The sequence below is a fragment of the Kitasatospora sp. NPDC059646 genome (assembly GCF_042734615.1).
Taxonomy (GTDB): Bacteria; Actinomycetota; Actinomycetes; order Streptomycetales; family Streptomycetaceae; genus Kitasatospora.
In genome coordinates this window covers 1-20,147 of sequence record NZ_JBHWDS010000016.1, presented here as the reverse complement: position 1 = coordinate 20,147, position 20,147 = coordinate 1, and the positions used below count along the sequence as shown (strand labels likewise).

20 protein-coding genes are annotated in these 20,147 nt (G+C 74.9%); 6 read left to right on the top strand and 14 right to left on the bottom strand.

Going from position 1 to position 20,147, the window contains the following annotated elements; translation table 11 throughout:
* Positions 1-21 precede the first annotated feature (21 nt).
* The 3 genes from ACFV1L_RS13855 to ACFV1L_RS13845 all read right to left on the bottom strand — a co-directional run bounded on the left by ACFV1L_RS13855 (position 22) and on the right by ACFV1L_RS13845 (position 2,539).
* On the bottom strand, positions 22-798 hold the full coding sequence (locus tag ACFV1L_RS13855; RefSeq protein ID WP_380365597.1) for an ABC transporter permease: 777 nt from the start codon (positions 796-798) through the stop codon (positions 22-24).
* Entirely contained in the window at positions 795-1,781 is a 987-nt protein-coding gene (locus ACFV1L_RS13850; protein ID WP_380365595.1) for an ATP-binding cassette domain-containing protein, read from the bottom strand. The genes ACFV1L_RS13855 and ACFV1L_RS13850 overlap by 4 nt, the downstream gene beginning before the upstream one ends.
* Before the next feature lie 89 nt (positions 1,782-1,870).
* A complete protein-coding gene (locus ACFV1L_RS13845; protein WP_380365593.1) occupies positions 1,871-2,539 on the bottom strand; it encodes a DUF4097 family beta strand repeat-containing protein in 669 nt (222 codons plus the stop codon).
* 225 nt (positions 2,540-2,764) lie between these two features.
* On the opposite strand from ACFV1L_RS13845, the gene ACFV1L_RS13840 reads away from it, so the two are divergent.
* Positions 2,765-3,550: a helix-turn-helix domain-containing protein gene (locus tag ACFV1L_RS13840; protein ID WP_380365591.1), complete on the top strand. Its 786-nt coding sequence runs from the start codon at positions 2,765-2,767 to the stop codon at positions 3,548-3,550.
* Between the two features lie 19 nt (positions 3,551-3,569).
* On the opposite strand, the gene ACFV1L_RS13835 is transcribed toward ACFV1L_RS13840, so the two are convergent.
* Both ACFV1L_RS13835 and ACFV1L_RS13830 read right to left on the bottom strand, forming a co-directional pair.
* Positions 3,570-4,127, bottom strand: a complete 558-nt coding sequence (locus tag ACFV1L_RS13835; RefSeq protein ID WP_380365590.1) for an isochorismatase family protein — start codon at positions 4,125-4,127, stop codon at positions 3,570-3,572.
* A gap of 20 nt (positions 4,128-4,147) precedes the next feature.
* A complete protein-coding gene (locus ACFV1L_RS13830) occupies positions 4,148-5,389 on the bottom strand; it encodes an MFS transporter (RefSeq protein ID WP_380365588.1) in 1,242 nt (413 codons plus the stop codon).
* Between the two features lie 124 nt (positions 5,390-5,513).
* Here ACFV1L_RS13830 and ACFV1L_RS13825 point away from each other — a divergent pair, with 124 nt between their 5' ends.
* Positions 5,514-6,449, top strand: coding sequence for a LysR family transcriptional regulator (locus ACFV1L_RS13825; RefSeq protein ID WP_380365586.1), 936 nt, complete (start codon positions 5,514-5,516; stop codon positions 6,447-6,449).
* Positions 6,450-6,510: 61 nt separating this feature from the next.
* On the opposite strand, the gene ACFV1L_RS13820 is transcribed toward ACFV1L_RS13825, so the two are convergent.
* Positions 6,511-7,350, bottom strand: coding sequence for a class I SAM-dependent methyltransferase (locus ACFV1L_RS13820; protein ID WP_380365585.1), 840 nt, complete (start codon positions 7,348-7,350; stop codon positions 6,511-6,513).
* Between the two features lie 75 nt (positions 7,351-7,425).
* Here ACFV1L_RS13820 and ACFV1L_RS13815 point away from each other — a divergent pair, with 75 nt between their 5' ends.
* Together ACFV1L_RS13815 and ACFV1L_RS13810 are read left to right on the top strand one after the other, a co-directional pair.
* Positions 7,426-8,073 carry an RNA polymerase sigma factor gene (locus ACFV1L_RS13815; protein ID WP_380365583.1) on the top strand — a complete coding sequence of 216 codons (648 nt, stop codon included), beginning with the start codon at positions 7,426-7,428 and terminating at the stop codon, positions 8,071-8,073.
* The gene (locus ACFV1L_RS13810; RefSeq protein ID WP_380365581.1) at positions 8,070-9,092 is read left to right on the top strand and encodes a CU044_5270 family protein; all 1,023 of its coding nucleotides are present in this window, start codon (positions 8,070-8,072) and stop codon (positions 9,090-9,092) included. Before ACFV1L_RS13815 ends, ACFV1L_RS13810 begins: the two co-directional genes overlap by 4 nt.
* Before the next feature lie 63 nt (positions 9,093-9,155).
* On the opposite strand, the gene ACFV1L_RS13805 is transcribed toward ACFV1L_RS13810, so the two are convergent.
* From ACFV1L_RS13805 to ACFV1L_RS13785, 5 genes are all read right to left on the bottom strand, one after another.
* A complete protein-coding gene (locus tag ACFV1L_RS13805; protein WP_380365580.1) occupies positions 9,156-9,554 on the bottom strand; it encodes an NUDIX hydrolase in 399 nt (132 codons plus the stop codon).
* Between the two features lie 114 nt (positions 9,555-9,668).
* Positions 9,669-10,880 carry a hypothetical protein gene (locus ACFV1L_RS13800; RefSeq protein WP_380365578.1) on the bottom strand — a complete coding sequence of 404 codons (1,212 nt, stop codon included), beginning with the start codon at positions 10,878-10,880 and terminating at the stop codon, positions 9,669-9,671.
* Between the two features lie 121 nt (positions 10,881-11,001).
* On the bottom strand, positions 11,002-11,538 hold the full coding sequence (locus tag ACFV1L_RS13795; protein WP_380365577.1) for a nuclear transport factor 2 family protein: 537 nt from the start codon (positions 11,536-11,538) through the stop codon (positions 11,002-11,004).
* 55 nt (positions 11,539-11,593) lie between these two features.
* Positions 11,594-14,071, bottom strand: a complete 2,478-nt coding sequence (locus ACFV1L_RS13790; RefSeq protein ID WP_380365576.1) for an FtsX-like permease family protein — start codon at positions 14,069-14,071, stop codon at positions 11,594-11,596.
* Positions 14,068-14,802: an ABC transporter ATP-binding protein gene (locus ACFV1L_RS13785; protein ID WP_380365575.1), complete on the bottom strand. Its 735-nt coding sequence runs from the start codon at positions 14,800-14,802 to the stop codon at positions 14,068-14,070. The genes ACFV1L_RS13790 and ACFV1L_RS13785 overlap by 4 nt, the downstream gene beginning before the upstream one ends.
* An 86-nt stretch (positions 14,803-14,888) precedes the next feature.
* Here ACFV1L_RS13785 and ACFV1L_RS13780 point away from each other — a divergent pair, with 86 nt between their 5' ends.
* Positions 14,889-15,497 (top strand): DNA-binding response regulator, encoded by a 609-nt coding sequence (locus ACFV1L_RS13780; RefSeq protein ID WP_380365574.1) that lies wholly within the window; start codon positions 14,889-14,891, stop codon positions 15,495-15,497.
* 14 nt (positions 15,498-15,511) lie between these two features.
* Here the strand turns inward: ACFV1L_RS13780 and ACFV1L_RS13775 are convergent, their stop codons facing one another.
* From ACFV1L_RS13775 to ACFV1L_RS13765, 3 genes are all read right to left on the bottom strand, one after another.
* Positions 15,512-17,629 (bottom strand): histidine kinase, encoded by a 2,118-nt coding sequence (locus tag ACFV1L_RS13775; RefSeq protein WP_380365573.1) that lies wholly within the window; start codon positions 17,627-17,629, stop codon positions 15,512-15,514.
* 75 nt (positions 17,630-17,704) lie between these two features.
* Positions 17,705-18,667 carry a hypothetical protein gene (locus ACFV1L_RS13770; protein ID WP_380365571.1) on the bottom strand — a complete coding sequence of 321 codons (963 nt, stop codon included), beginning with the start codon at positions 18,665-18,667 and terminating at the stop codon, positions 17,705-17,707.
* Entirely contained in the window at positions 18,664-19,023 is a 360-nt protein-coding gene (locus tag ACFV1L_RS13765; protein WP_380365570.1) for a PadR family transcriptional regulator, read from the bottom strand. Before ACFV1L_RS13765 ends, ACFV1L_RS13770 begins: the two co-directional genes overlap by 4 nt.
* Positions 19,024-19,120: 97 nt before the next feature.
* On the opposite strand from ACFV1L_RS13765, the gene ACFV1L_RS13760 reads away from it, so the two are divergent.
* A complete protein-coding gene (locus ACFV1L_RS13760; protein WP_380365569.1) occupies positions 19,121-20,014 on the top strand; it encodes a S41 family peptidase in 894 nt (297 codons plus the stop codon).
* The last annotated feature ends 133 nt before the right edge of the window (positions 20,015-20,147 follow it).

The window sequence follows — 20,147 nt, the reverse complement described above, 5'->3', positions numbered from 1 at the left end:
GCTCCATCGGCGCGGTTGCCGCTACTTGGGCTCGCGGTCGAACTGGGCGCGGGACCAGACGTAGCCGAGCACGGTGAGGGCGGCGCACCAGAGCAGGGCGATCCACCAGTTGTTGCCGATGTGGGTGCCGAGCAGCAGGCCGCGCAGGGTCTCGATGGCCGGGGTGAAGGGCTGGTACTGGGCGATCGGCTGGAACCAGCCGGGCATGGAGTGCAGCGGGACGAAGGCGCTGGAGATCAGCGGCAGCACGATCAGCGGCAGTGCGCTGTTGCTGGCGGCCTCCGCGTTGGGGCTGCCCAGGCCCATGCCGACGGCGATCCAGGTGAGGGCGAGGGCGACCAGCACCAGCAGGCCGAACGCGGCGAGCCACTCCAGCGCGGTGGCGTGGTGCGAGCGGAAGCCGATGGCGACACCGACCGCGCCGACCAGGACCACGCTCAGCACCGACTGCAGCACGCTGCCGATCACCCGGCCGAACAGCACCGAGCCGCGGTGGATCGCCATGGTGCGGAACCGGGCGACGATGCCCTCGTTCATGTCGGTGGCCATCGAGACGGCGGTGCCGATCACGGTGGAGCCGATGGTCATCATCAGGATGCCCGGCACCAGGTAGGCGACGTACGCGGAGCGGCCCGCCCCGCCGCTCATCGCGTCGCCGAAGACGTAGACGAACAGCAGGAGCAGCATCACCGGGGTGAGCAGCAGGTTCAGGGTGAGCGACGGGTACCGCCGGGCGTGCAGCAGGTTGCGCCGCAGCATGGTGGACGAGTCGCGGACGGCGAGTGCGAACGAGCTCATCGGACGGTCTCCTCGGACGGGGCGGCGGACGGGGCGGCGGGCTGGGTGGGGACGGCGGGTGCGCCGGTCAGGGCGAAGAACACGTCGTCGAGGTCGGGTGTGTGCACGGTCAGCGACTCGGCCTCGACGCCGACGGCGTCCAGCCGGTCGAGGACCGAGCGCAGCGCGCGCTGGCTGCCGTCGCTGGGGACGAGCAGGGTCAGCGAGTCGTCGTCGCGGGCGCCCTCGGTGAGCGCGTCGGCGGCGGACCGGTAGCCGGCCGGGTCGGTGAAGCGGAGCCGGACGTGGCCGCCCGGGACGAGCCGCTTCAACTCCTCGGCAGTGCCTTCGGCGGCGATCACGCCGTTGTGCAGGACGGCGATGCGGTCGGCGAGTTCGTCGGCCTCCTCCAGGTACTGGGTGGTGAGGAAGACGGTGACGCCGCCGGTGACGAGTTCCCTGATGATCTGCCACATGCCGTGCCGGCTGCGCGGGTCGAGGCCGGTGGTCGGCTCGTCCAGGAAGATGATCCGCGGGTTGCCGACCAGGGTCATCGCGATGTCGAGGCGGCGCTTCATGCCGCCGGAGTAGGTGGAGGCGGGCTTCTGGGCGGCCTCGGTGAGGTCGAAGCGGGCCAGCAGGTCGGCGGCGACCCGGCGGCCCTCGGCCTTGGAGAGGTGGTGCAGGTCCGCCATCAGCAGCATGTTCTCCTCGCCGGTGATCAGGCCGTCGACGGCGGAGAACTGGCCGGTGACGCCGATCGCGGCGCGCACCGCCTGCGGGTCGGCGGCCAGGTCGTGGCCGCCGATCCGGATCGGCCCGCTGCCCGGGCCGGCGGAGACGAGGGTGGAGAGGATCTTGACGGCGGTGGTCTTGCCGGCCCCGTTCGGGCCGAGCAGGGCGAAGACGGTCCCTTCCGGGACGGACAGGTCGACGCCGTCGAGGACGGTCTTGTCCCCGTAGGACTTGCGCAGCCCCTGCGCCGAGATGGCCAGGCCGGTCATGAGTGGGCTCCTTCTGCTGTGGGTGCGGGGTGGTGCCTGGTGGGGCGCCCGGCCGCCGCTCGGGCGGCGGCCGGACGGCGGGGCGGCGGTCAGACGGTGCGGGCGGTGATGTCGCCGTGCGCGGTGGTGGCGCGGATGGTGAGCGCGGGCACGTCGTCCGCGTTGCGCAGCGCGTTGTGGATGCGGCCGTGGCCGGTGCCGGCGTCCAGCGAGGCGGAGATGCCGCGGGCGGCGCCGACGGTGATCGATCCGGACTGGGTGGTGAGCTCCAGCTCGCCGCGGGTCGCCTCGGTGACGGTGAGGTCGCCGCGCTGGGTGTCGAGCCGGGCGGACCCGGTGAGGCGGCCGACCTCGATGCTGCCGTCCTGCAGGACCAGGCGGCCGCCCGCGCTCTCGTCGAGCTTGACCGCGCCCCGGGCGCTCTCGAACGAGACCTCGCCGAGCCGCCCCACGCCGCGCAGTTCGACGTCGGCGGTCTTCGCCTCGACCCGCGAGCCGGCGGGCAGCTGGACGGTGACCTCCAGCGCACCGGTCGGGCCGAGCAGGCGGTTCTTCGCGGCGGCGGTGACGATCCGCAGCACGCCGTCGGCGAAGGTCACCTCGGTGGCCTCGGCGGCCTGCGCGTCGCGGTTCTTCTCCGGGTTGGCCGGCCGCACCTCGACGACGGTGTCGGTGCGGTCGCTGCCGATCAGGTTGAGCCGGCCGGCCGGGATGTCGACGACGGCGGTGATCGCGGCGGTGGTGTCGAACTTCTGCATGATGAGCCCCCTGTGCGCTTCGTTTCTGACATGGGAAACGCTACGTTGCGTTCGATGATCCGGCAATGCTTTTGTTGCAATCGAGTGGCAAAAGAGCAGGTCAGCGAGGGAATTTCGTTGCAACGTGGAGCGAGGTAATGCAACGTCAGATGTGCGTTCGTTGCAATAAAGTGGAGGTGAACGCTATGCTGTTCCGGTCCAGGACACCGACCGAGGGAGACCGTGATGCCGGGAGGCAGGCTCACCCAGCAGGAACGCCAGCAGATCGCGCTGGGGCTGGCCGACGACCTCGCCTACGCCGAGATCGCCCGCCGCCTCGACCGCCCGACCTCGACCGTCACCCGGGAGGTCATGCGCAACGGCGGCCCCAACGGCTACCGCGCCGATCTCGCCCACCGCGCCACCGAGCAGCGCGCCCAGCGCCGCCAGTCGCTGCCCCGCAGCCCGGCCGCGGACCGGCCCGCCGACGGGCGCGACCCCGTGGCCCTGCAGGCCTACGAAGAGGCCGTCACCACCGTCTTCATGCAGTCCGGCATGAGCCGGATGCCTTCCCGGGTGCTGGCCGCCCTGCTGCTCACCGACGACGGCTGCCTCACCGCGGCCCAGCTCGCCCAGCGCCTCCAGGTCAGCCCGGCGTCCGTCTCCAAGGCGGTCACCTACCTGGACGAGCAGACGATGATCCGCCGCGAGCGCGACGAGCGCCGCCGCGAGCGCTACGTGCTGGACGAGGACATCTGGTACCAGGCCACCGTCGCCAGTGCCCGCGCCAACGCCGCCGTGGTCGCCACCGCCCGCCAGGGCGTCGCCGTCCTCGGCCCCGGCACCCCGGCCGCCACCCGGCTGGAGAACGTCGCCCGGTTCCTCGACTTCGTCTCCGAGAGCCTGATCCGGGTGGCCGACCAGGCGCGCGACGTCCTGTTCGCCAAGCCCGCGCCGGACGCGGCGGGCCCGGAAACCGCCTCCGGGCGCACCGGCGGCGACGACAACCAGGAGCGCGCCGAACCGAGTTGAACCTTCGGCCGACGGGGCGTCAGCTCGGCCGCAGTAAGGCGCAGGTGAGCATCTCGGCACGGGCCGGCAGGACGCGGCCGAGCACGGCCCGGTGAAGCTCCGGGTCCGGGTCCGCGATGACGTCGGACAGGACCTGGAGGCGGTAGCCGCGGTCGGCGGCGTCCAGGGCGGCGGACAGGACGGCACCGCCGGTGCTGAGGCCGGCCAGGATCAGGGTGTCGATGCCGCGGGCGCGCGGCTGCCGGTGGAGGCCGGTGGTGGAGAACGCGGCGAGGCGCGTCTTGCGGGCCGGCAGGTCGCCGTCCCGCGGCGCCGGCCGGGGATCGGGGGCGGTGGCCGGATCCTCGGGGTGCAGGGCCCGGTGCCGGGCGATCGCCGCGAACGCGCTGTTGCCGGCGGGGGCGGCCGCCCAGCCGTCCTCGGTGAACGCGGTCCGCACGTGGGCCACCGTGCCGCCCCGTTCGCGGACCGCGGCGGCGGCCCGGGCCGGCCGGTCGAGCAGCGGACGCCCGGCTCCGGGCAGCACGGTCAGGACGGCCGGCCGGCAGTCCGGCACGAGCAGTGCGGTGTTCTGCACGGGAAGTACCCCGCTGGTGGTCAGGCGCGGCTGTCGAGCGGCGCGGACGGGTCGGGCGCGGCCGCCGCGCGGCGGGGCAGCAGCAGCGGGGTCGCCAGGGCGAGCAGGCCCGCGACGGCCAGCGTGGTGCGCGGGCCGGTGACTGCGGCGAGCAGGCCGCCGAGCGCGGTGAGCGCGGCGACGGCCGCCTGCTGGCCGATCGACCAGGCCGACAGCGTGCGGGCGACGAGGTGCTGCGGGGTGCGTTCCAGCCGGTGGGCGGCCAGCACCGGCGTGAACAGGCTCATGTTGACGATGATCGCCAGTTCGACGGCCATCACCGTGACCAGGCCGACCGTGCCGGGCGGGACGAAGGCCAGCCCGATCAGCCAGACGGCGCGCAGCGTGCCGATGGTGCGGAGCACCCAGGCCCGGCCCCGGCGGGCCACCACCCGCCGGGCCAGCCGGGAGCCGACCAGGCCGCCGAGGCAGGGAGCGGCGAAGGCCAGGCCGTACTGCCAGGCGGGGAAGTGCAGTTGGCGCAGCAGCAGGACGGCCAGCACCGGTTCGGTGGCCATGATCAGGCCGGACACCAGCAGGTTGTTGAGGTACAGCGGGCGCAGCTCCGGGTCGCCGAGCAGGTGCCGCCAGCCGTCCAGGAGCGATCCGGACCCCGCACCGCGGCTGCGGGGCGGCGCCTCCTCCCGGCCGCCGATCGCGGCGATGCCGAGCGCCGAGAGCAGGTAGCTGCCGGCGTCCGCCAGCACGGTGGTGACCGGCCCGAACGCGCCGATCGCCGCACCGCCGAGCGGCGGGCCGATCGCGAGGGAGCTCCAGTTCGTCGACTCGAAGCGGGAGTTGGCCACCAGCAGGTCGTCGGGCCGGACCAGGGCCTTCAGGAAGGCGCCGCCGGCCGCCCCGAACGCGATCTTCGCGGCCGCGACCACCGCCGACACCTCGAACAACTGGCCGAATCCGAGCACCCCGAAGGCGTACGCGACGGGGACCGACGCCGTCGCGGCGAACCGGACCAGGTCGGCGGCGATCATCACCGGCCGCTTGCGCCGGAACTCCACCCACGGTGCGAGCGGCGCCGCCAGCAGCGCCCCCACGGCCGGGCCGACCGCCGACAGCGCGGACACCTCGGCGGGACCGGCCCGCAGCACCAGCACCGCGATCAGCGGCAGTGCCCCGAAGCCCAGCCCGGAGCCGTACGCGCTGACCGCGTACGCCGCCCACAGCCACCCGAACCGGCGCCCCAGCCGCCGTCTGCCGTTGCCCACCGCGCCCCCACCGCCGTACAAACCTCCGTTGACCGGCCCGAGCAAACCGGGCCACGGAGGCGCAGGTCAAACAACCGAGGAGCGCATCAGGCACAACCAGCGGTTGTTCACTAAGGTGGCGAGCGTGGACCTCGAAGCCGTACGCACCTACCTCGCCGTCGCCGAGGCGGGCCAGTTCCAGAAGGCCGCCGCCGACCTGTCGATCACCCAGCAGGCGGTCTCCAAGCGCATCGCCGCCCTCGAACGCGACCTCGGGGTGCGGCTGTTCACCCGCACCCCGCGCGGCGCGGAGGCGACCATCGACGGCCAGGCGTTCCTGCCGCACGCCCGCGAACTGCTGCGGGTCGCCGATCGTGCCGTCGCCTCCGTGCACACCGGGCGCCGCCCGCTGCGGGTGGACGTGATCAACCTGCGCGGCGCGGCGTCCGGCCTGCTGCGCGGCTTCCACGGCGCCCACCCCGAGACCGAGCTCGACGTGGTGAAGCTGCTCGACATCGACGAGGCCGTCGCCGCGATCCGCTCCGGGGCCGTCGACGCCTCCTTCCGGGCCGTCGGGTCGCCCGGCCGGCCGCTCCCCGACGACCTCGCCGCCGTCCGGGTGGTCGACGAGCAGCTCCAGCTCCTCACCGGCCCGGACCACGTCCTGGCCGGGGCACGGGCGGTGACGCCGAGTCAGTTGGCCGGGCACCGGATCTGGATGCCGGGCATCCTCCCCGGCTCCGAGTGGGCGGCCTACTACGACGACCTGACCGCCGAGTTCGGCCTCACCATCGAGGCCACCGGCCCCAACTTCGGCTCCGACGCGCTCCTCGACACCATCGCCGAGACCCCGGCGCTCGCCACCTTCATGAGCGACGGCACCCGCCTGGTCTGGCCCGCCGGGCACGGGCTGCGCCGGATCCCGCTCACCGACCCGACGCCGGTCTACCCGCACTCGCTGGTGTGGCACCGCGACAACCCGCACCCGGCGCTGGCCGCCCTGCGCCGGTACCTCGCCGCCACCAAGGCCGCCCACGGCGCCCCCGGCACCTGGGTGCCCGGCTGGGTGCACCCGGACTGAGACCGCGGGCCCGGACACCGCGCAGCTGACGTGGCGTCACCGGGGCTTCGGCCGCGCGCGATCATGGGCCGGGACGCTCCGCCGTCACCACGTAGTAGTCGAGCAGTCCCCGCTCCCACGCGTGCCGGAAGTTCCGCGGCCAGGTGTCCGGCCCCCACCACCGGCTGAGCCACAGGTCCCAGCCGGGCCACACGTCCGCGCCGACCGACTCGGCGCGGACGCCGGTCAGACCGGCCGCGGTGAAGGCGCGCGCGAGGTCGCCGACCGGGCGGGCGAGGTCGAGGCCGTCGGCGAACGTGACGAGGAGGTCGGCGAGGTCCTCGGGGCGGCCGGGGGAGTCGTCCGGGGTGAAGAAGCTGGTGACGGCGGCCCGGCCGCCGGGGCGCAGGACGCGGAAGGTCTCCGCGGCGAAGGCGGCCAGGTCCGGGAAGTGCTGGGCGGCCTCCACGCTGACGACGGCGTCGAACTCCCGGTCGTCCAGCGGGAGGTGTTCGGCCGCGCCGTGGACGAAGCGCAGCCGGCCGGGTTCGCGTCGAAGCGTCCCGGCGTGCGCCTCCCGGGCCCGCCGCAGCTGCGCGGGGTGGATGTCCAGGCCCGTCACGGCGGCCGCGCCGTACTCGGCCAGGGCGAGCGCGCAGCCCATCCCGAGCCCGCAGCCGACCTCCAGGATCCGTGCCGCGTCCGGCAGTCGGAGGGCGTCCAGGACGCGCCGGTAGAGGTCCTGCTGGCTGCGGATCCGGTCCGCCTCGTCGAGCGGCCGGGACAGGTCGACGCCCTGCCAGTGGCCGAAGTTGATGAACCCTCCGGCGAAGATGCGTTCGGCGGCCAGATCGGCCGGACCGTAGGTCTCCTGCACCGCCGGCCGCATCGCGGGGGCCGGCTGCGGGGCGTCGTGTTCCACGGGGCACCTCTCCGGGCCGCGAGCGGGTGACGCAGGTCACAGGGAACTGTACCGGCCGGGCGGACAGGGAGCGGTGTGGAACTGTCACAACGGGCGCGACTGCGCGCCGGGGACCAGGGGGCGCTGGCCGAGCTCTTCGACGAGCACGCCCAAGCCGTGTACGGCTATGCGCTGCGCACGCTGGGCGACTGGGCGGCCGCCGAGGACGCGGTGTCGCTGACCTTCCTGGAGGCGTGGCGGCTGCGCGGCACCCTGCAGCGGGACGGCGACGAGGTGCGGCCGTGGCTGTTCGGCATCGCCACCAACGTGCTGCGCAACACCGCGCGGACGGCCCGGCGGCACCGGGCGGCGATGTCGCGGCTGCCCGGGCGGGAGCCGGTGCCGGACTTCGCCGACGAGGTGGTGACCAGGCTCGACGACGACGCCCGCCTGTCCGCCGTCCGGCGCGCGTCGGCCAGGCTGCGGCGCGGTGACCGGGAGGTGTTCCGGCTGTGCGTGTGGGTGGGGCTGGACTACGCGGCGGCCGCCGAGGCACTGGGCGTGCCGGTCGGCACCGTCCGCTCCCGGCTGTCCCGGGCCCGGACCCGGCTCCGGGCGCTGACCGACGAGGAGCTGGCGCGACGTCAAAAAGTGCCGTCGGACCAGGAACCCGGGTCCGGCACCGGACAGGTACGGCACGGCGGCTTCGGAGCCGCCCGGTCGATGCAGGGAGACATCAGATGAACGACGGGTCCGAGATGCTCGCCGCCGACCGCCAGCGGCGTTTGAAGGAGCATCTGATGAACGAGATCGCCAGGCAGTCCGCGACCGAGCGGTCGGCACCGCGCCGCCGACGCCTCGGCTGGCTGATCGCACCCCCGGCGGTCGTCGCCGTGGCCGCCGCCGTGGCCCTGCTGTCCACCACGCAGCCCACCGCCCCCGCCCCGCAGGCGGTGGCGCCCGGATCCTCCGCGAGCCCGGCTCCGTCCCCCTCGGCCGACACCGTCCTGACCGGCGGCGAATCCTGCCCGACCGGCTCGTCCCCGGCCGGCATCACGGTCCGGCCGGCCGGGTCCGCGCCCGCCGGCGACCCGCTCCAGGCCCTGACCGCCGCCGCGAACGCCGCGGCGGGCAAGCCCGCCCCGCAGGTGAAGGACCAGCAGTTCGTCTACACCGAGACGCTCGTGCAGCACAACACCGAGCAGCCGTGCGTGCGCCGGGACTGGGTCGCCGCCGACGGGAGGACGCAGGGCCTGATCAACGACCCGTTCAACGGCACCATGACCTACGTCCCCAACGCCGAGGGCAATCCGCCGAGCCTGCACGTCCCCGACCTGCGCTACCTGGCCACCCTGCCCGCCGACCCCCAGCGCCTGCTGGAGCAGGTCTACGCGGACAACCCGAAGGGCAACCCCGACCGGGACGGCACCGCCTTCCGCACCATCGCGAACGTGGTCGGCTCGCAGCTGCTGACCCCCGCCGTCGGCGCCGCGTTCTGCCGGGCCGCCGCCGCCGTCCCCGGGGCGACCCTGGAGGCCGACGCCGTGGACGCGGCCGGCCGGCACGGCATCGGCGTGGTCCGCTCCGACGGCACCGACCGGGTCGAGCTCATCTTCGACCGCGCCACCTGCGCGTTCCTCGGCACGCACGGCGTCCGCCTGGTCAAGCCCGGCGAGAACGCCCCGCCGGTCGGCTCCACCTACTCGTCCGCCGTCCTGCGCCGGGCGATCACCGACCGGGCCGGCGAGCGGCCCGCCGGCTGAGGAACCCGCCCGCGCCGTTCCGCACGGGCGCCGCACCCTCGCGGGCGGCCGTGCGGAACGCGCTCAGTCCCGCCGCAGCTCGGCGTCCAGGTACGCCCGCACCGGCCCGCACAGGCCCGACGGGACGTACTCGGCGAGCCGGCCGTGCGGCACCCACTCCAGCGCGACCAGGTCCCCGACACCGTCCACCGACGCGGTGCCGGCCACCACCGGGCAGGCGAAGTACGACATCCGACGGCCGTTCACCGGATGCACCCGCTCACCGAGCAGCCGCCCGGCCGTCACCGTCAGCCCGGTCTGCTCCGCCGTCTCGCGGACCGCGGCCGCCTCCGCCGACTCCCCGTCCCGGATCTCCCCGGCCGGGAACTGCCACCACAAGGCGCCGTCCTCCATCCGGCGTCGCACCATCAGCACCCGGCCGTCCCGGACCACGACGGCGACGGCGACACCCGGACCGGCCATGCTGCTCCTCCACCTCGACAGCCCCGGTCCGATCCTGCCCCGCCCCCGCGCCGCCCCGTCCGAGGCGCCGCCGCCGCCCCGCCCCGGCTGCTCCCGATGGCGCAACCGGCCGGCTCAGCCGCCGCCGTAGGTCGCCTGCGTCACCGCGAAGACGTTGCGGCCGCCGACGGTCTCCTGCAGCGACCACAGCAGGTCCGGGTCGGTGGCGTCCTCCCAGTACGAGAGGCTCTCGCCGCCGCCCACCCAGGCGAACGTCGACGGGCCGGCGGTCGGCGTCCAGTAGTAGAGCTGCTTCTGCCCCGAGGAGTTGAACCACCACCGGCCGTTGTGCGACGCCACCCCGTTGAGCTTGTACCAGGGCAGCTGGAGCGCCTGACCGGCCGTCGTCGTCGCGGCGAACGTCGTCGCCCCCGCGGCGAACGGGTAGCGGACGGCGCGCGGCGGGCGGTTCGGGTAGTCGGTGCACGGCTGCGCCGCCGGGCAGGTGTACTCCGTCATCACCAGCGACTTGCTGACCCGGTCCAGCGAGATCGACGACCACGCCAGCTTGTCCGGCGAGGTGGTCTGCGAGGTGATCGTGCCGATCTGCGGCAGCACGTACGCGTAGTTGTGGGCGTAGTAGACGCTGCCGGACTGACGACCGATCTGGTCGGCGGTGCCGCCGGTGTCGGTGTTGAGGATCTTGCGCATGTCGAACACCCGCATGCCGCGCCCGGTGTCCGCGACGTACAGGTAGTCGCCGTACCAGGAGACGCCGCCGGCGTGGATCGGGATGTCCTTGAAGTCCGGTGCCGCCGTCGTGCCGGTCGGCTCCACCAGCAGGATCTTGCGGTACTTGTTGGGGTAGGTGGCGTCCCAGTCGGCCAGGGTGATCCGGCTGCGCTGCTGCTTGCCGGTGCAGCCGTCCTTGGTGTACCAGCTGACCAGCACCAGCTGGTGGCCGTCGTAGTTGCCGCTGTTCGCCGTGCCCACGGCGTCCCGGCTCGTCGTGATGCCCTGCGGGTAGCTCTGGCAGTCCGTGTTGTCCGTGTCGTCGAACCGGAACCCGGTCTGCAGCCCCGCCACCGAGAACGACGCCGGCAGCGGCTGCCGGTCGTGGTTCGCGTTCTCCATCACCGTGTGCACGGGGGAGGTTCCCAGCGTCGACACCAGGGCCGAGTTCAGCGCGTCGAACTGGTGGTAGTCCGCGCTCAGCGTGAACTGCGAGGCCGTCAGCTCGGTCGGGCCCGCCGCGGCCCCCGCCGGCGGCGCCCCCACCACCACCCCGCTGACCAGCAGCCCGGCCGCGAGCACCGCCCGGGCCGCCGTTCGGACGTGACGAATCATCAGTTGGATCCTCTCCGTACGAATGGATCAACAGCCACTCACGCTAGGGGCGCACTCGGCATGTCCGCAACACCTCGGGAGTCCCCGGACCGCGGAGCGTCGGAGCGCCCCGCTCCCGCCGTCACGCCGGGCCCGCGAGGGCGCGCAGGGTCTCCGCGGCCTCCGGCGTCAGGGTGCGGGGGCCCCGGCCGGTGGTCCAGACGGCGCGGACGTCGAGACGGCGGAAGCGCCAGCCGGCGGGAGTGCGGACGGCCTCGCCGGTGAAGGTGCCGCCGACGTCGAAGTGGCCGCCGGGCTCCTCGCCGCGGAACCGCTGGGTGGCGGCCGGGTGCACGTGCGTCATCACGGCGTTCCAGCGGACGGCGGCCCGGTCGCCGTCCAGGTCGATCAGCAGGTTGGCGCCCACGTGCTGGGTCCGTTCGAACTTGTCGAGGGTCGCCTGCTCGTGCTCGGCGAGGCCGTCGACGCCCTCGTGCGAGCCCACCGGGGAGGTGAACCGGACGTCCGCGGTGAAGTGGCGCCGGGCCCACTCCCCGTCGAACCGGCCGCCGTCCAGGCTGAGCAGGTAGCCGTCGACGAGGCCGGTGATCTCGGCCCGGTCGGTGAGCGCCCGGACCTGACGCTCCAGGGCGGCGAACTCCGCGGTGCTGATGGTCATGTCGTGACTCCCGCAAGGTGAAGGTGGATTGTCGCGCACCACGGAGGCTAGAACTTCAAGCCGACTTGAGATCAAGCGTCCGGCCGCGCAACGCGGCCCGGGCGGGGAGCCAGGTGCCCGCGGCGGCGAGCACGCCGGTGCCGAGGACGACCAGGGCGAGCTCCCCGACGGGCGCGGCGAACCCCGCGGTGCCGCGGGTGATGCCCTCGGCGTAGCAGCTCAGCACCGCGAAGGCGGTGCCGAGGCCGAGCACCGCGGCGAGGGCCACGGCGGCCGCGGTCTCCCAGCCGAGCATCCGCCGGATCTGACGGCGCGTGGCACCCGTCAGCGCCAGCGCGCCGAACTCGCCGCGGCGGTCCGTGACGCTCATCGCCAGCGTGTTGAGCACCGCGATCGCGACGAACGCGACGATCAGCCCCAGCATGACGTCGCCGACCTGCGCACCGGTCCGGTCCGCCGCCGCCGCGGCGGCGTGGTCCAGCACCCCCAGCCCGGGATCGCCGCGCAGCGCGGCCGCCAGCGCCGAGCGGCTCAGGCCCTCGCCCCGGACGAGGAGTTCGTCGTCGAGCGGCACGTCGACGTGCGCGGCGACCAGGTCGTGCGCGAGCGTCAGGTCGCCGAACCCGAGGCCGCGGCCGTAGAGCGCGACCACCGTCACCTCCACCGGAGTGCCGTCCGCGAGCGTCAACCGGACCCGCTGGCCCAGCCGGTAGCCCAGCCCGTCCGCAGCCGCCGCCGTACCGTCCGCCAGGGCGCCGAGATCGCCCGCCGTGACCCCGAGGTCCAGGGTGTCCGCCAGCCGCTGCGGGGAGACGCCCTGCACGCTGCGCCGAGTCAGCCCGTCGCGGACCTGGGTGTGCAGGACCCGGGTCACGGTCCGCACGCCCGGGACGGCGGCGACCGCCTCCGCGGCCGTGGCCGGCACCCGCGGGCCGACCACGAAGTCCGCGGCGTTGCCGCGCTCGCGCTGGACGGCGGCCGCCCGGCCGGTCGTGGTCTGGCTGAACAGGATGGCGCAGGCCATCGCGATCAGCAGGGTCAGCGGCGTCACCACCGAAGCCAGCCGGTGCGCCCCGGCCCGGAGGCTGTGGAAGGCGAGGTGGCCGCCGACCCGCGAGGCCCGCATCGGCAGTCCCAGCACGGCAGTTCCCAACCGGGCCAGCAGCGGACCGAGCAGCGCGAACGCGGTGCACCACAGCAGCACGGCGAGGAAGCACACCGGCGTCGAGGACCGGTCGGAGTGCAGAACCGTCAGCAGCACGGTGAGCACCACCGCCCCGGCGGCGGCGAGCACCCCGAACCCGATCCGGGCCGCGCCCAGCCGCGGCGGCTTCAACTCCGCCTCGCCGAGCGCCTCGACCGGCTTGACGGCGGCGGTGCGCCGGGCCGAGACCCGCGCCGCCGCCCAGCCCGCCAGCAGCGTGGCGACCGCGGCCACCAGCGCCGGGAACGGCGAGAGCACCGCGGGCAGGTTCGCCGGGACCACGCCCAGCGCGACGAACCGCCCGTGCAGCCAACCGCCCAGCGGCAGACCGGCGACGGCCCCGAGCACCCCCGCGGCCAGGCCGACGACCAGCGCCTCGCCGCCGATCAGCCGCCGGACCTGCCGCCCGGTCGCGGCCACCGCGCGCAGCACCGCGATCTCCCGCTGCCGCTGCTGGATCGACAGGCCGAAGGTGCCCACCACGATCAGCAGTGCCACCAGCAGCGCGGTGCCGCCCAGCACGGCGCCCATGCTGACCAGGCGCACCTGGGCGTTGGCGGCGTCCGGGAACTCCACCCGCCCCCGGTCGTCGCCGGTGCGGACCACGGCGGCCGGTACGCCCGACGCACCGGCGAGCAGCGCCCGGACGTCGGCGGCGGCCGACGGGGCGGCCGGGAAGACGCCGATGGCGCTCACCAGGCCGTCGTGCCCGGCCAGTCGACGGGCCCGGTCGGAGCTGAAGAAGACCGCCGCCTGGCTGTCGAAGCCCTGCGCGGTGACGCCGACCACCCGGACCTCCAGCGTCCCCGAGGGCGTCCGGACGGCCGTGCCGGCACCGGGCGACAGGTGCGCCCGCACCGCGGTGGCCGCGTCGACGACGACCTCGTCCGGGGCGGCCGGCGCGCGACCGGCGGCGAGGGTCAGCCCCGCCAGCGGCGCGGACTCCCAACCGTGGCCCCACGAGCCGCTGTCGGGCCCACCGGGCACCAGCGCCGGGAAGGTCACCTCGGTGGCGACCCGCTCCACCGACGGCAGCGCCGCGATCCGGTCGGCGAGGCCGGCCGGCACCCAGGCGCGGTCGGCGATCGGCTTGGCCTTCTCCTTGACCTTCCCCTTGCCCTTGTCGACGACGGCGTGCACCTCCGGGTCGCCGGACACGACGATCGGCGCGGCCGCGTACCGCTCCGGCCGGACCGCGCCGGTCAGACCGGTGACCAGCAGGGTGCCGCACCCGCAGACCAGGGCGGCGGCGCAGAACAGCGCGACGAACGCGCCGACGAACCCGGCCCTGCGGTGCCGGAGGGTGGAGAGGGCGAGTCCCAGCATCATCGGTTCCACGCTCCCAGGCGGATCATGCGGTCGGCGACCTTGGCGGCGGTCGGCCCGGACATCGTGTCGGCGACCCGCCCGTCGGCCAGGAACAGCACCTCGTCGGCGTAGGACGCGGCGACCGGATCGTGGGTGACCATGACGATGGTCTGGCCGAGCTCGTCGACCGCCTGCCGCAGCAGGGTCAGCACCTCACGGGCCGTCATGGTGTCCAGCGCACCGGTCGGTTCGTCCGCGAAGACCACCTCCGGCTCCGACACCAGCGCCCGCGCGACGGCCACCCGCTGCTGCTGCCCGCCGGACAGCTGCCCGGGCCGGTGCCCGGTGCGCTCCTGCAGGCCCACCCGGCGCACCAGCGCCGCCAGCTTCCCGGCGTCCGCCCGCCGGCCGGCCAACCGCAGCGGCAACGTGACGTTCTGCTCGACCGTCAGCGAGGAGATCAGGTTGAACGACTGGAACACGAACCCCGCGCGCTCGCGCCGCAGTTCGGTCAGCTCGGTCTCGCTCAGCCCGGACAGGTCGGTGCCGCCGAGCCGGACCGTTCCGGCCGTCGGCCGGTCCAGGCCCGCCGCGCAGTGCAGGAAGGTGCTCTTGCCCGAACCGGACGGCCCCATCACGGCGGTGAAGCCGCCCCCGGGCAGCCGCACCGTCACCTCGCGCAGCGCGGCGACCGCGCCCCGCCCCTTGCCGTAAACCTTGCTCACGGCGTCCAAAGTGATCGCATCGCTCATGCCCTCCAGCCTGCCGAGCTGCGAACTCCCTTCCCAGGGACGGGAACACGCGCCACCCGTGACATCGTCACGGGTAGGGTCGGGACATGATCAGACTCCTGCTGGCCGAGGACCAGCACGTGGTGCGCGGCGCGCTGGTGGCGCTGCTCGGACTGGAACCCGACCTGGAGGTCGTGGCCGAGGCGGACAACGCCGACGACGTGCTGCCGCGGGCCGCGGTCCACCGGCCGGACGTCGCGATCCTGGACATCGAGATGCCCGGCCGGCTCGACGGCCTCCAGGCGGCCGCCGCGCTCAAGGAGAGACTGCCCGGCTGCCGGACCCTGATGCTGACCTCGCTCGGCCGACCCGGGCTGCTCCGCAAGGCCCTGGACGCGAAGGTCGACGGCTTCCTGCTGAAGACCGTCCCGCCGGCCGAGCTGGTCGCCGCCATCCGCCAGGTCGCGGCGGGCGGACGGGTGTTGGACCCGAAACTGGCGGTCGCCGCCTGGGACCTGGCCGACAACCCGCTGACCCCGCGGGAGAACGACGTGCTGCGCGAACTGGCCGAGGGCGCCGAACCGCCCGAGATCGCGGCGCGCCTGCACCTGTCCACCGGAACCGTCCGCAACGTGCTGACCGCCGTCGTCGGCAAGCTGAACGCCCGCAACCGCACCGACGCGGTCCGGATCGCCCGCGACGCCGGCTGGCTCTGAACCCGCAACGGCGCTCAGGACAGCGGCAGTTCGGCACGCAGCAGGTACCAGCCGTCGTCCGGTCCGGCGGCCAGCGTGCCGCCCGCCTCGGCGAGACGGACCGTCAGCCCGCCGATGCCCGAGCCGGGCGCGGTGACGCCGTCCGGCACGCCGTCGTTCTCCACCTCCAGCCGTGCCGAGCCGTCGGCCACCGCGAGCGCGATCCGGGCGTACCGGGCACGGCTGTGCCGCAGGACGTTCGTCACCGCCTCGCGCAGGACCACGCTCAGCACCGCCCCCGCCGCCGCCGGCACCGGCCCGTCCTCCACCTCCACCGTGATCGAGGCAGCCTCCAACACCGCCGTCGCCGAGGCCAGTTCGGCGCTCAGCGACAGCCGGGGCCCGTCGCCGGCCAGCGCCCCCAGCTCGGCCCGGCCCCGCTCGGCCAGCCGCACGATGTCCGCCAACTCGGCCCGGCAGCGCGGCGCGTCGGACTCCGCCAGCCGCCGCGCCAGTTCGGCCTTCAACAGGACCGCGGCCAGCCCGTGCCCCAGCAGATCGTGCAAGTCCCTTGCAGCGCGCAGCCGTTCGGTCACGACCGCGGCCCGCTCCAGCCCCGCCGTCGCCCGCTGCAGCTCCCGCACCAGCCGGACCAGCCGCAGCACCGCGTAGACCACCACACAGCTGACCAGAGCGCTGACGGTCGTCAGCAGCACCGACACCGGGCCGTCGCCGCCGACCACCCCGGCGGTCACCGCCAGCGCCGCCGCCAGCGCCGCGCCCATCCGCAGCGGCAGGGCGATCAGCAGCGAACCGGCCAGGATGCCCGCCGCACCGATCCAGTTCCGGCCCAGCCACGGCAGCGGAACCAGCGCCAGCACCGCCGAGGCCAGCAGGGCGAGCCGGGCGTGCCGGCTCGCGTCCTGGATCGAGAACCGGACCTGGAACGCGCAGAACGCCGCCACGCACACCGCCCCGAGACCCAGCCGCGGCACCGGAACGAACATCAGCGCCTTCACGCAGAACATCCCGAGCAGCGCGTAGTACAGCCCGAGCGCGGTGCGCAGCTCGACCGGGTCCGCGGCGGCCGGCGCCGGAGCCGCCGCCACCGACGCCTCGACGGCGAAGCGGCCGTCCGGCTCCAGGCCCGCCGTCAGCCGGCCGTCCGCGGCCCGGACCCGCTCCGCCAAGCCGTCCAGCACGTCCGCACCGAGCGCGACACCGTGCGGCGCGCCGTCGCTGACCACTCGCAGCACCACCTGCCCCGACCGCTCCTCGGTGGACACCTCGCACCGCCGGGCGTCGCCCACCCGCACCACCGCGGTGACCGCCTCGCGGAGCACCGTGGCCAGCACCGTCCCGGCCGGCCCGAGCGGCTCGCGGTGCCCGACCCGCAGGTCCGCCGCGATCCCGGCGGACGCCAGCAGGGCCCGGGCGCTCGCCGCCTCCGGCGCCAGCGACAGACTCCGCAACTCGGCGGCCGTGGCCCGGGCCGCCGCCAGCGTCCGCCGCGCCACCGCGATCAACTCCGCCAGATCCGACGGGTCCTGACGTGCCGCCAGGCCGCGGATCCGGTCCAGTCCCGCCGACAGCCCACTGCCCAGGCTGGACGCGATGCGCAGCCGCTCGTCGGTCACCGCGGACGCCGCGAGGGCGAGCCGCGCGGCGTGCACCCGGGTCGCCAACAGGGCCAGCGTCGTGACGGCGTACAGCATGGTGCCGCCCAGCGCGACCGTCAGCAGCAGATCGACGGTGTCCCGGACCGTCGCCGCCCGCAGCGCCTCCGCCAGCACCGCACCGGCCCCCAGCAGGCCCAGCAGCAGCCGGCGGCGCTCCAGCAGCAACGACGCGGCCGGCAGGCACAGCACGCCGACCGACACCCCGAGCGGCCCGACCGCGACCGCCCCGACCGCCAACTCCACGACGGTGCAGCCCACCTGTGCGGCCCGCCCGGCACCACCGGGGCGGGTGTGCCGCAACTGCAACGCCACCAGCGCGAGACAGGCGGCCACCACCGCCACCCCGGCGACCGGCTCCGCCGCCACCCGCCCGAGCCCCTTCAGCAGGTGCATCGACGCCAGCGCGGCCGCCACCGAGACCACCAGCACCCGCACCGTGCGCGGCCCGACCCCCCACCCCCGGTCTCCGTCCACGCGCGCATCGTACGCCGCGGCGGACCGCCCGCCGCCCGGCCCGCCGCGCGGACCGGGCGGCCGGCGCCCTCCGGGTCAGGCCAGGTCGGACGCCCCCGGCCGGACCGCCCCCGCGAGCCGGGCCCGGCGGCGCAGCACGCCCGCGGCGGTGGCCGCCGCCAGCAGCGCCAGGACCACGGCGCCGTCGCGGAGCAGATCGTGCCCGTCCAGCGGGGTGTTGTAGTACAGCGGCGGCGGAAGCATGGCGACCCACGGCAGGACCGCCAGCGCCACACCGCCCGCCTGCACCCGGTCGACCCGCGGATCGCCGAGGTGCAGCAGGAGGGCGAAGGCCATCACGACCGCCGGCCAGGCCGTGGACGCGTCCAGCGGAACCTGCACCGATGGCGGGAACAGGACGTTCGCGAAGTCCTCCGGCCAGAGCCCCAGCCAGATGGCCGCGATGCCGCACATCGGCAGCCCCGCGGCGATCGAGCAGGCCACCGCCCGGGACCGCCCCCGCCGCGACAGGTCCACCCCGTCCGGCGGCGCGAGCAGCACCAACCCGCCCATCGCGGCCCACAGTTGGAGCAGACTGTCGGCCGAGAGGGACGGCCCCGCCGGCTGCACCACCACCGCCACCACGGCGACCAGTACGAACGCCCGGGCCACCGCCCAACGGCCCAGCGCGGCACCCAGGAGCGCGGCCACCCACGGGGCACTCTGCGCGACGGTGCCCAGCGCCGGAACGACGCCCGTCCCCGACCTCCACAGCAGGAACCCCGCCACCAGGTGCACCGCACCCAGCGCCGCGCCGCCCGCCAGCACGAACGGCGCCGCCCCGGCCAGGGCCCGCCCCGCCGGATCACGCGAACTCAGCCGCGTGCGCAGCCGCAGCGCGTGCGCCGCCAGCACCGCCCACTCCCGCACCGCCGTCCGCCGGTCGGCGTCCTGCACCGACTCCGCCAGCACCGCCGCGATCTCCTCCCCGTGCGCCGCCCGGTACGCCACCGGGTACAGCCCCCGCAGGGGCAGCCGCCGCACCAACGACCCGCTCATGCCGTCCCCCCGTTCGCCCCGAGAGCCGGCCGGAACCCGCCGAGCGCGAGCCGCCGCTCCGCCTCGTCCGCCCCCGCCCGCAACCGCCGCGTCTCCCCGGCCAGCGTGTCCTGCCCCTGCTCGGTCAACGCGAAGCTGCGCCGCAGCCGCCCGTTCACCACCTCCTCGTGGTCGACCCGGACGAGCCCCTGCTGAAGCAGCCGGTCCAACGCCGTGTAGAGCGTTCCGGTGAGCATCCTGGTCCGCCCGTCCGTGATCGCCAGGACCTCCTGGAGGATCGCGTAGCCGTGCCGCGGAGCATCGGCCAGGGCGGTGAGCACGAGACGTGTCGGCTCCTGCAATTGACGGTCTGTCATGAGGAGACCATAGATCAATGATTTAGATATGTCGATGGTTGAGCTATTGAGTCCCCGGCCCCCGGACGCCTCTCGGGCCGGACCTACCATCGTCCGCATGACGACCCATCACCGGACGATCGAGGCCGCACTGGCCCGGATCGCCACCGGCTACGTGTTCCCCGAGCGGACGGCCGCCATCGACGCCCTGCTCCGCCGCCAACTCGCCGACGGCGCCTACGACGGCCTCGACGAGCGGGAGCTGTGCGAACAGGTCACGGACGACCTCCAGAAGGCCTGCCCGGACAAGCACCTGCGGCTGCTGTGGAGCGAGGAGCCGCAGCCGATGGACGAGGAGCCGGAGGACGTCGCCCGGGCCCGCTTCGCGCGGTACGCCCGCGAACACAACTACGGCGTCCGGCGGGTGGAACAGCTCGACGGCAACATCGGCCACCTCGACCTGCGCATGATCGCCCCCGCCGAGCTGGGCGGCCCCGCCACCGCCGCCGCCATGCAACTGCTCTCCACCACCGACGCGTTGGTCATCGACCTGCGCCAATGCCGGGGCGGCTCACCGGCCGGCGTACAGCTCTGGTGCAGCTACTTCTTCGCCGACGACGAGGTCCACCTCAACGACATCTACGACCGGACCACCGACTCCGTCCGCCAGTACTGGACCCTCGGCCACCTCGGCGGCCCGCGCTACCTCGACCGCCCGGTCGCCGTCCTGACCAGTGAGGCCACCTTCTCCGGCGGCGAGGAACTCGCCTACAACCTGAAGGCCCTCGCACGCGCCACCCTCGTCGGCCGCACCACCCGCGGCGGCGCCCACCCCACCGCCCGCTTCCCGGTCGCCCCCCACATCACCGTCACCGTCCCCACCGCCCGCAGCATCAACCCCGTCACCGGCACCAACTGGGAAGCCGTCGGCGTCGAACCCGACCTCCCCACCGCCCCCGAGGACGCCCTCACCACGGCCCTGGAGCACCTGCGCGCCCAGCTGCACCGGTGAGGCCGCCCCGAGCTTCCGCACCACACCCGGCGGGGGGGGGGGGGGGGGGGCGCGGCCCCCCGCCCCGCCCCCCCCCCCCCGGGCCGCCCCACAACGAGCGGCGCGCGGGCCAACCGAGAGAGGTAAAAAAAAA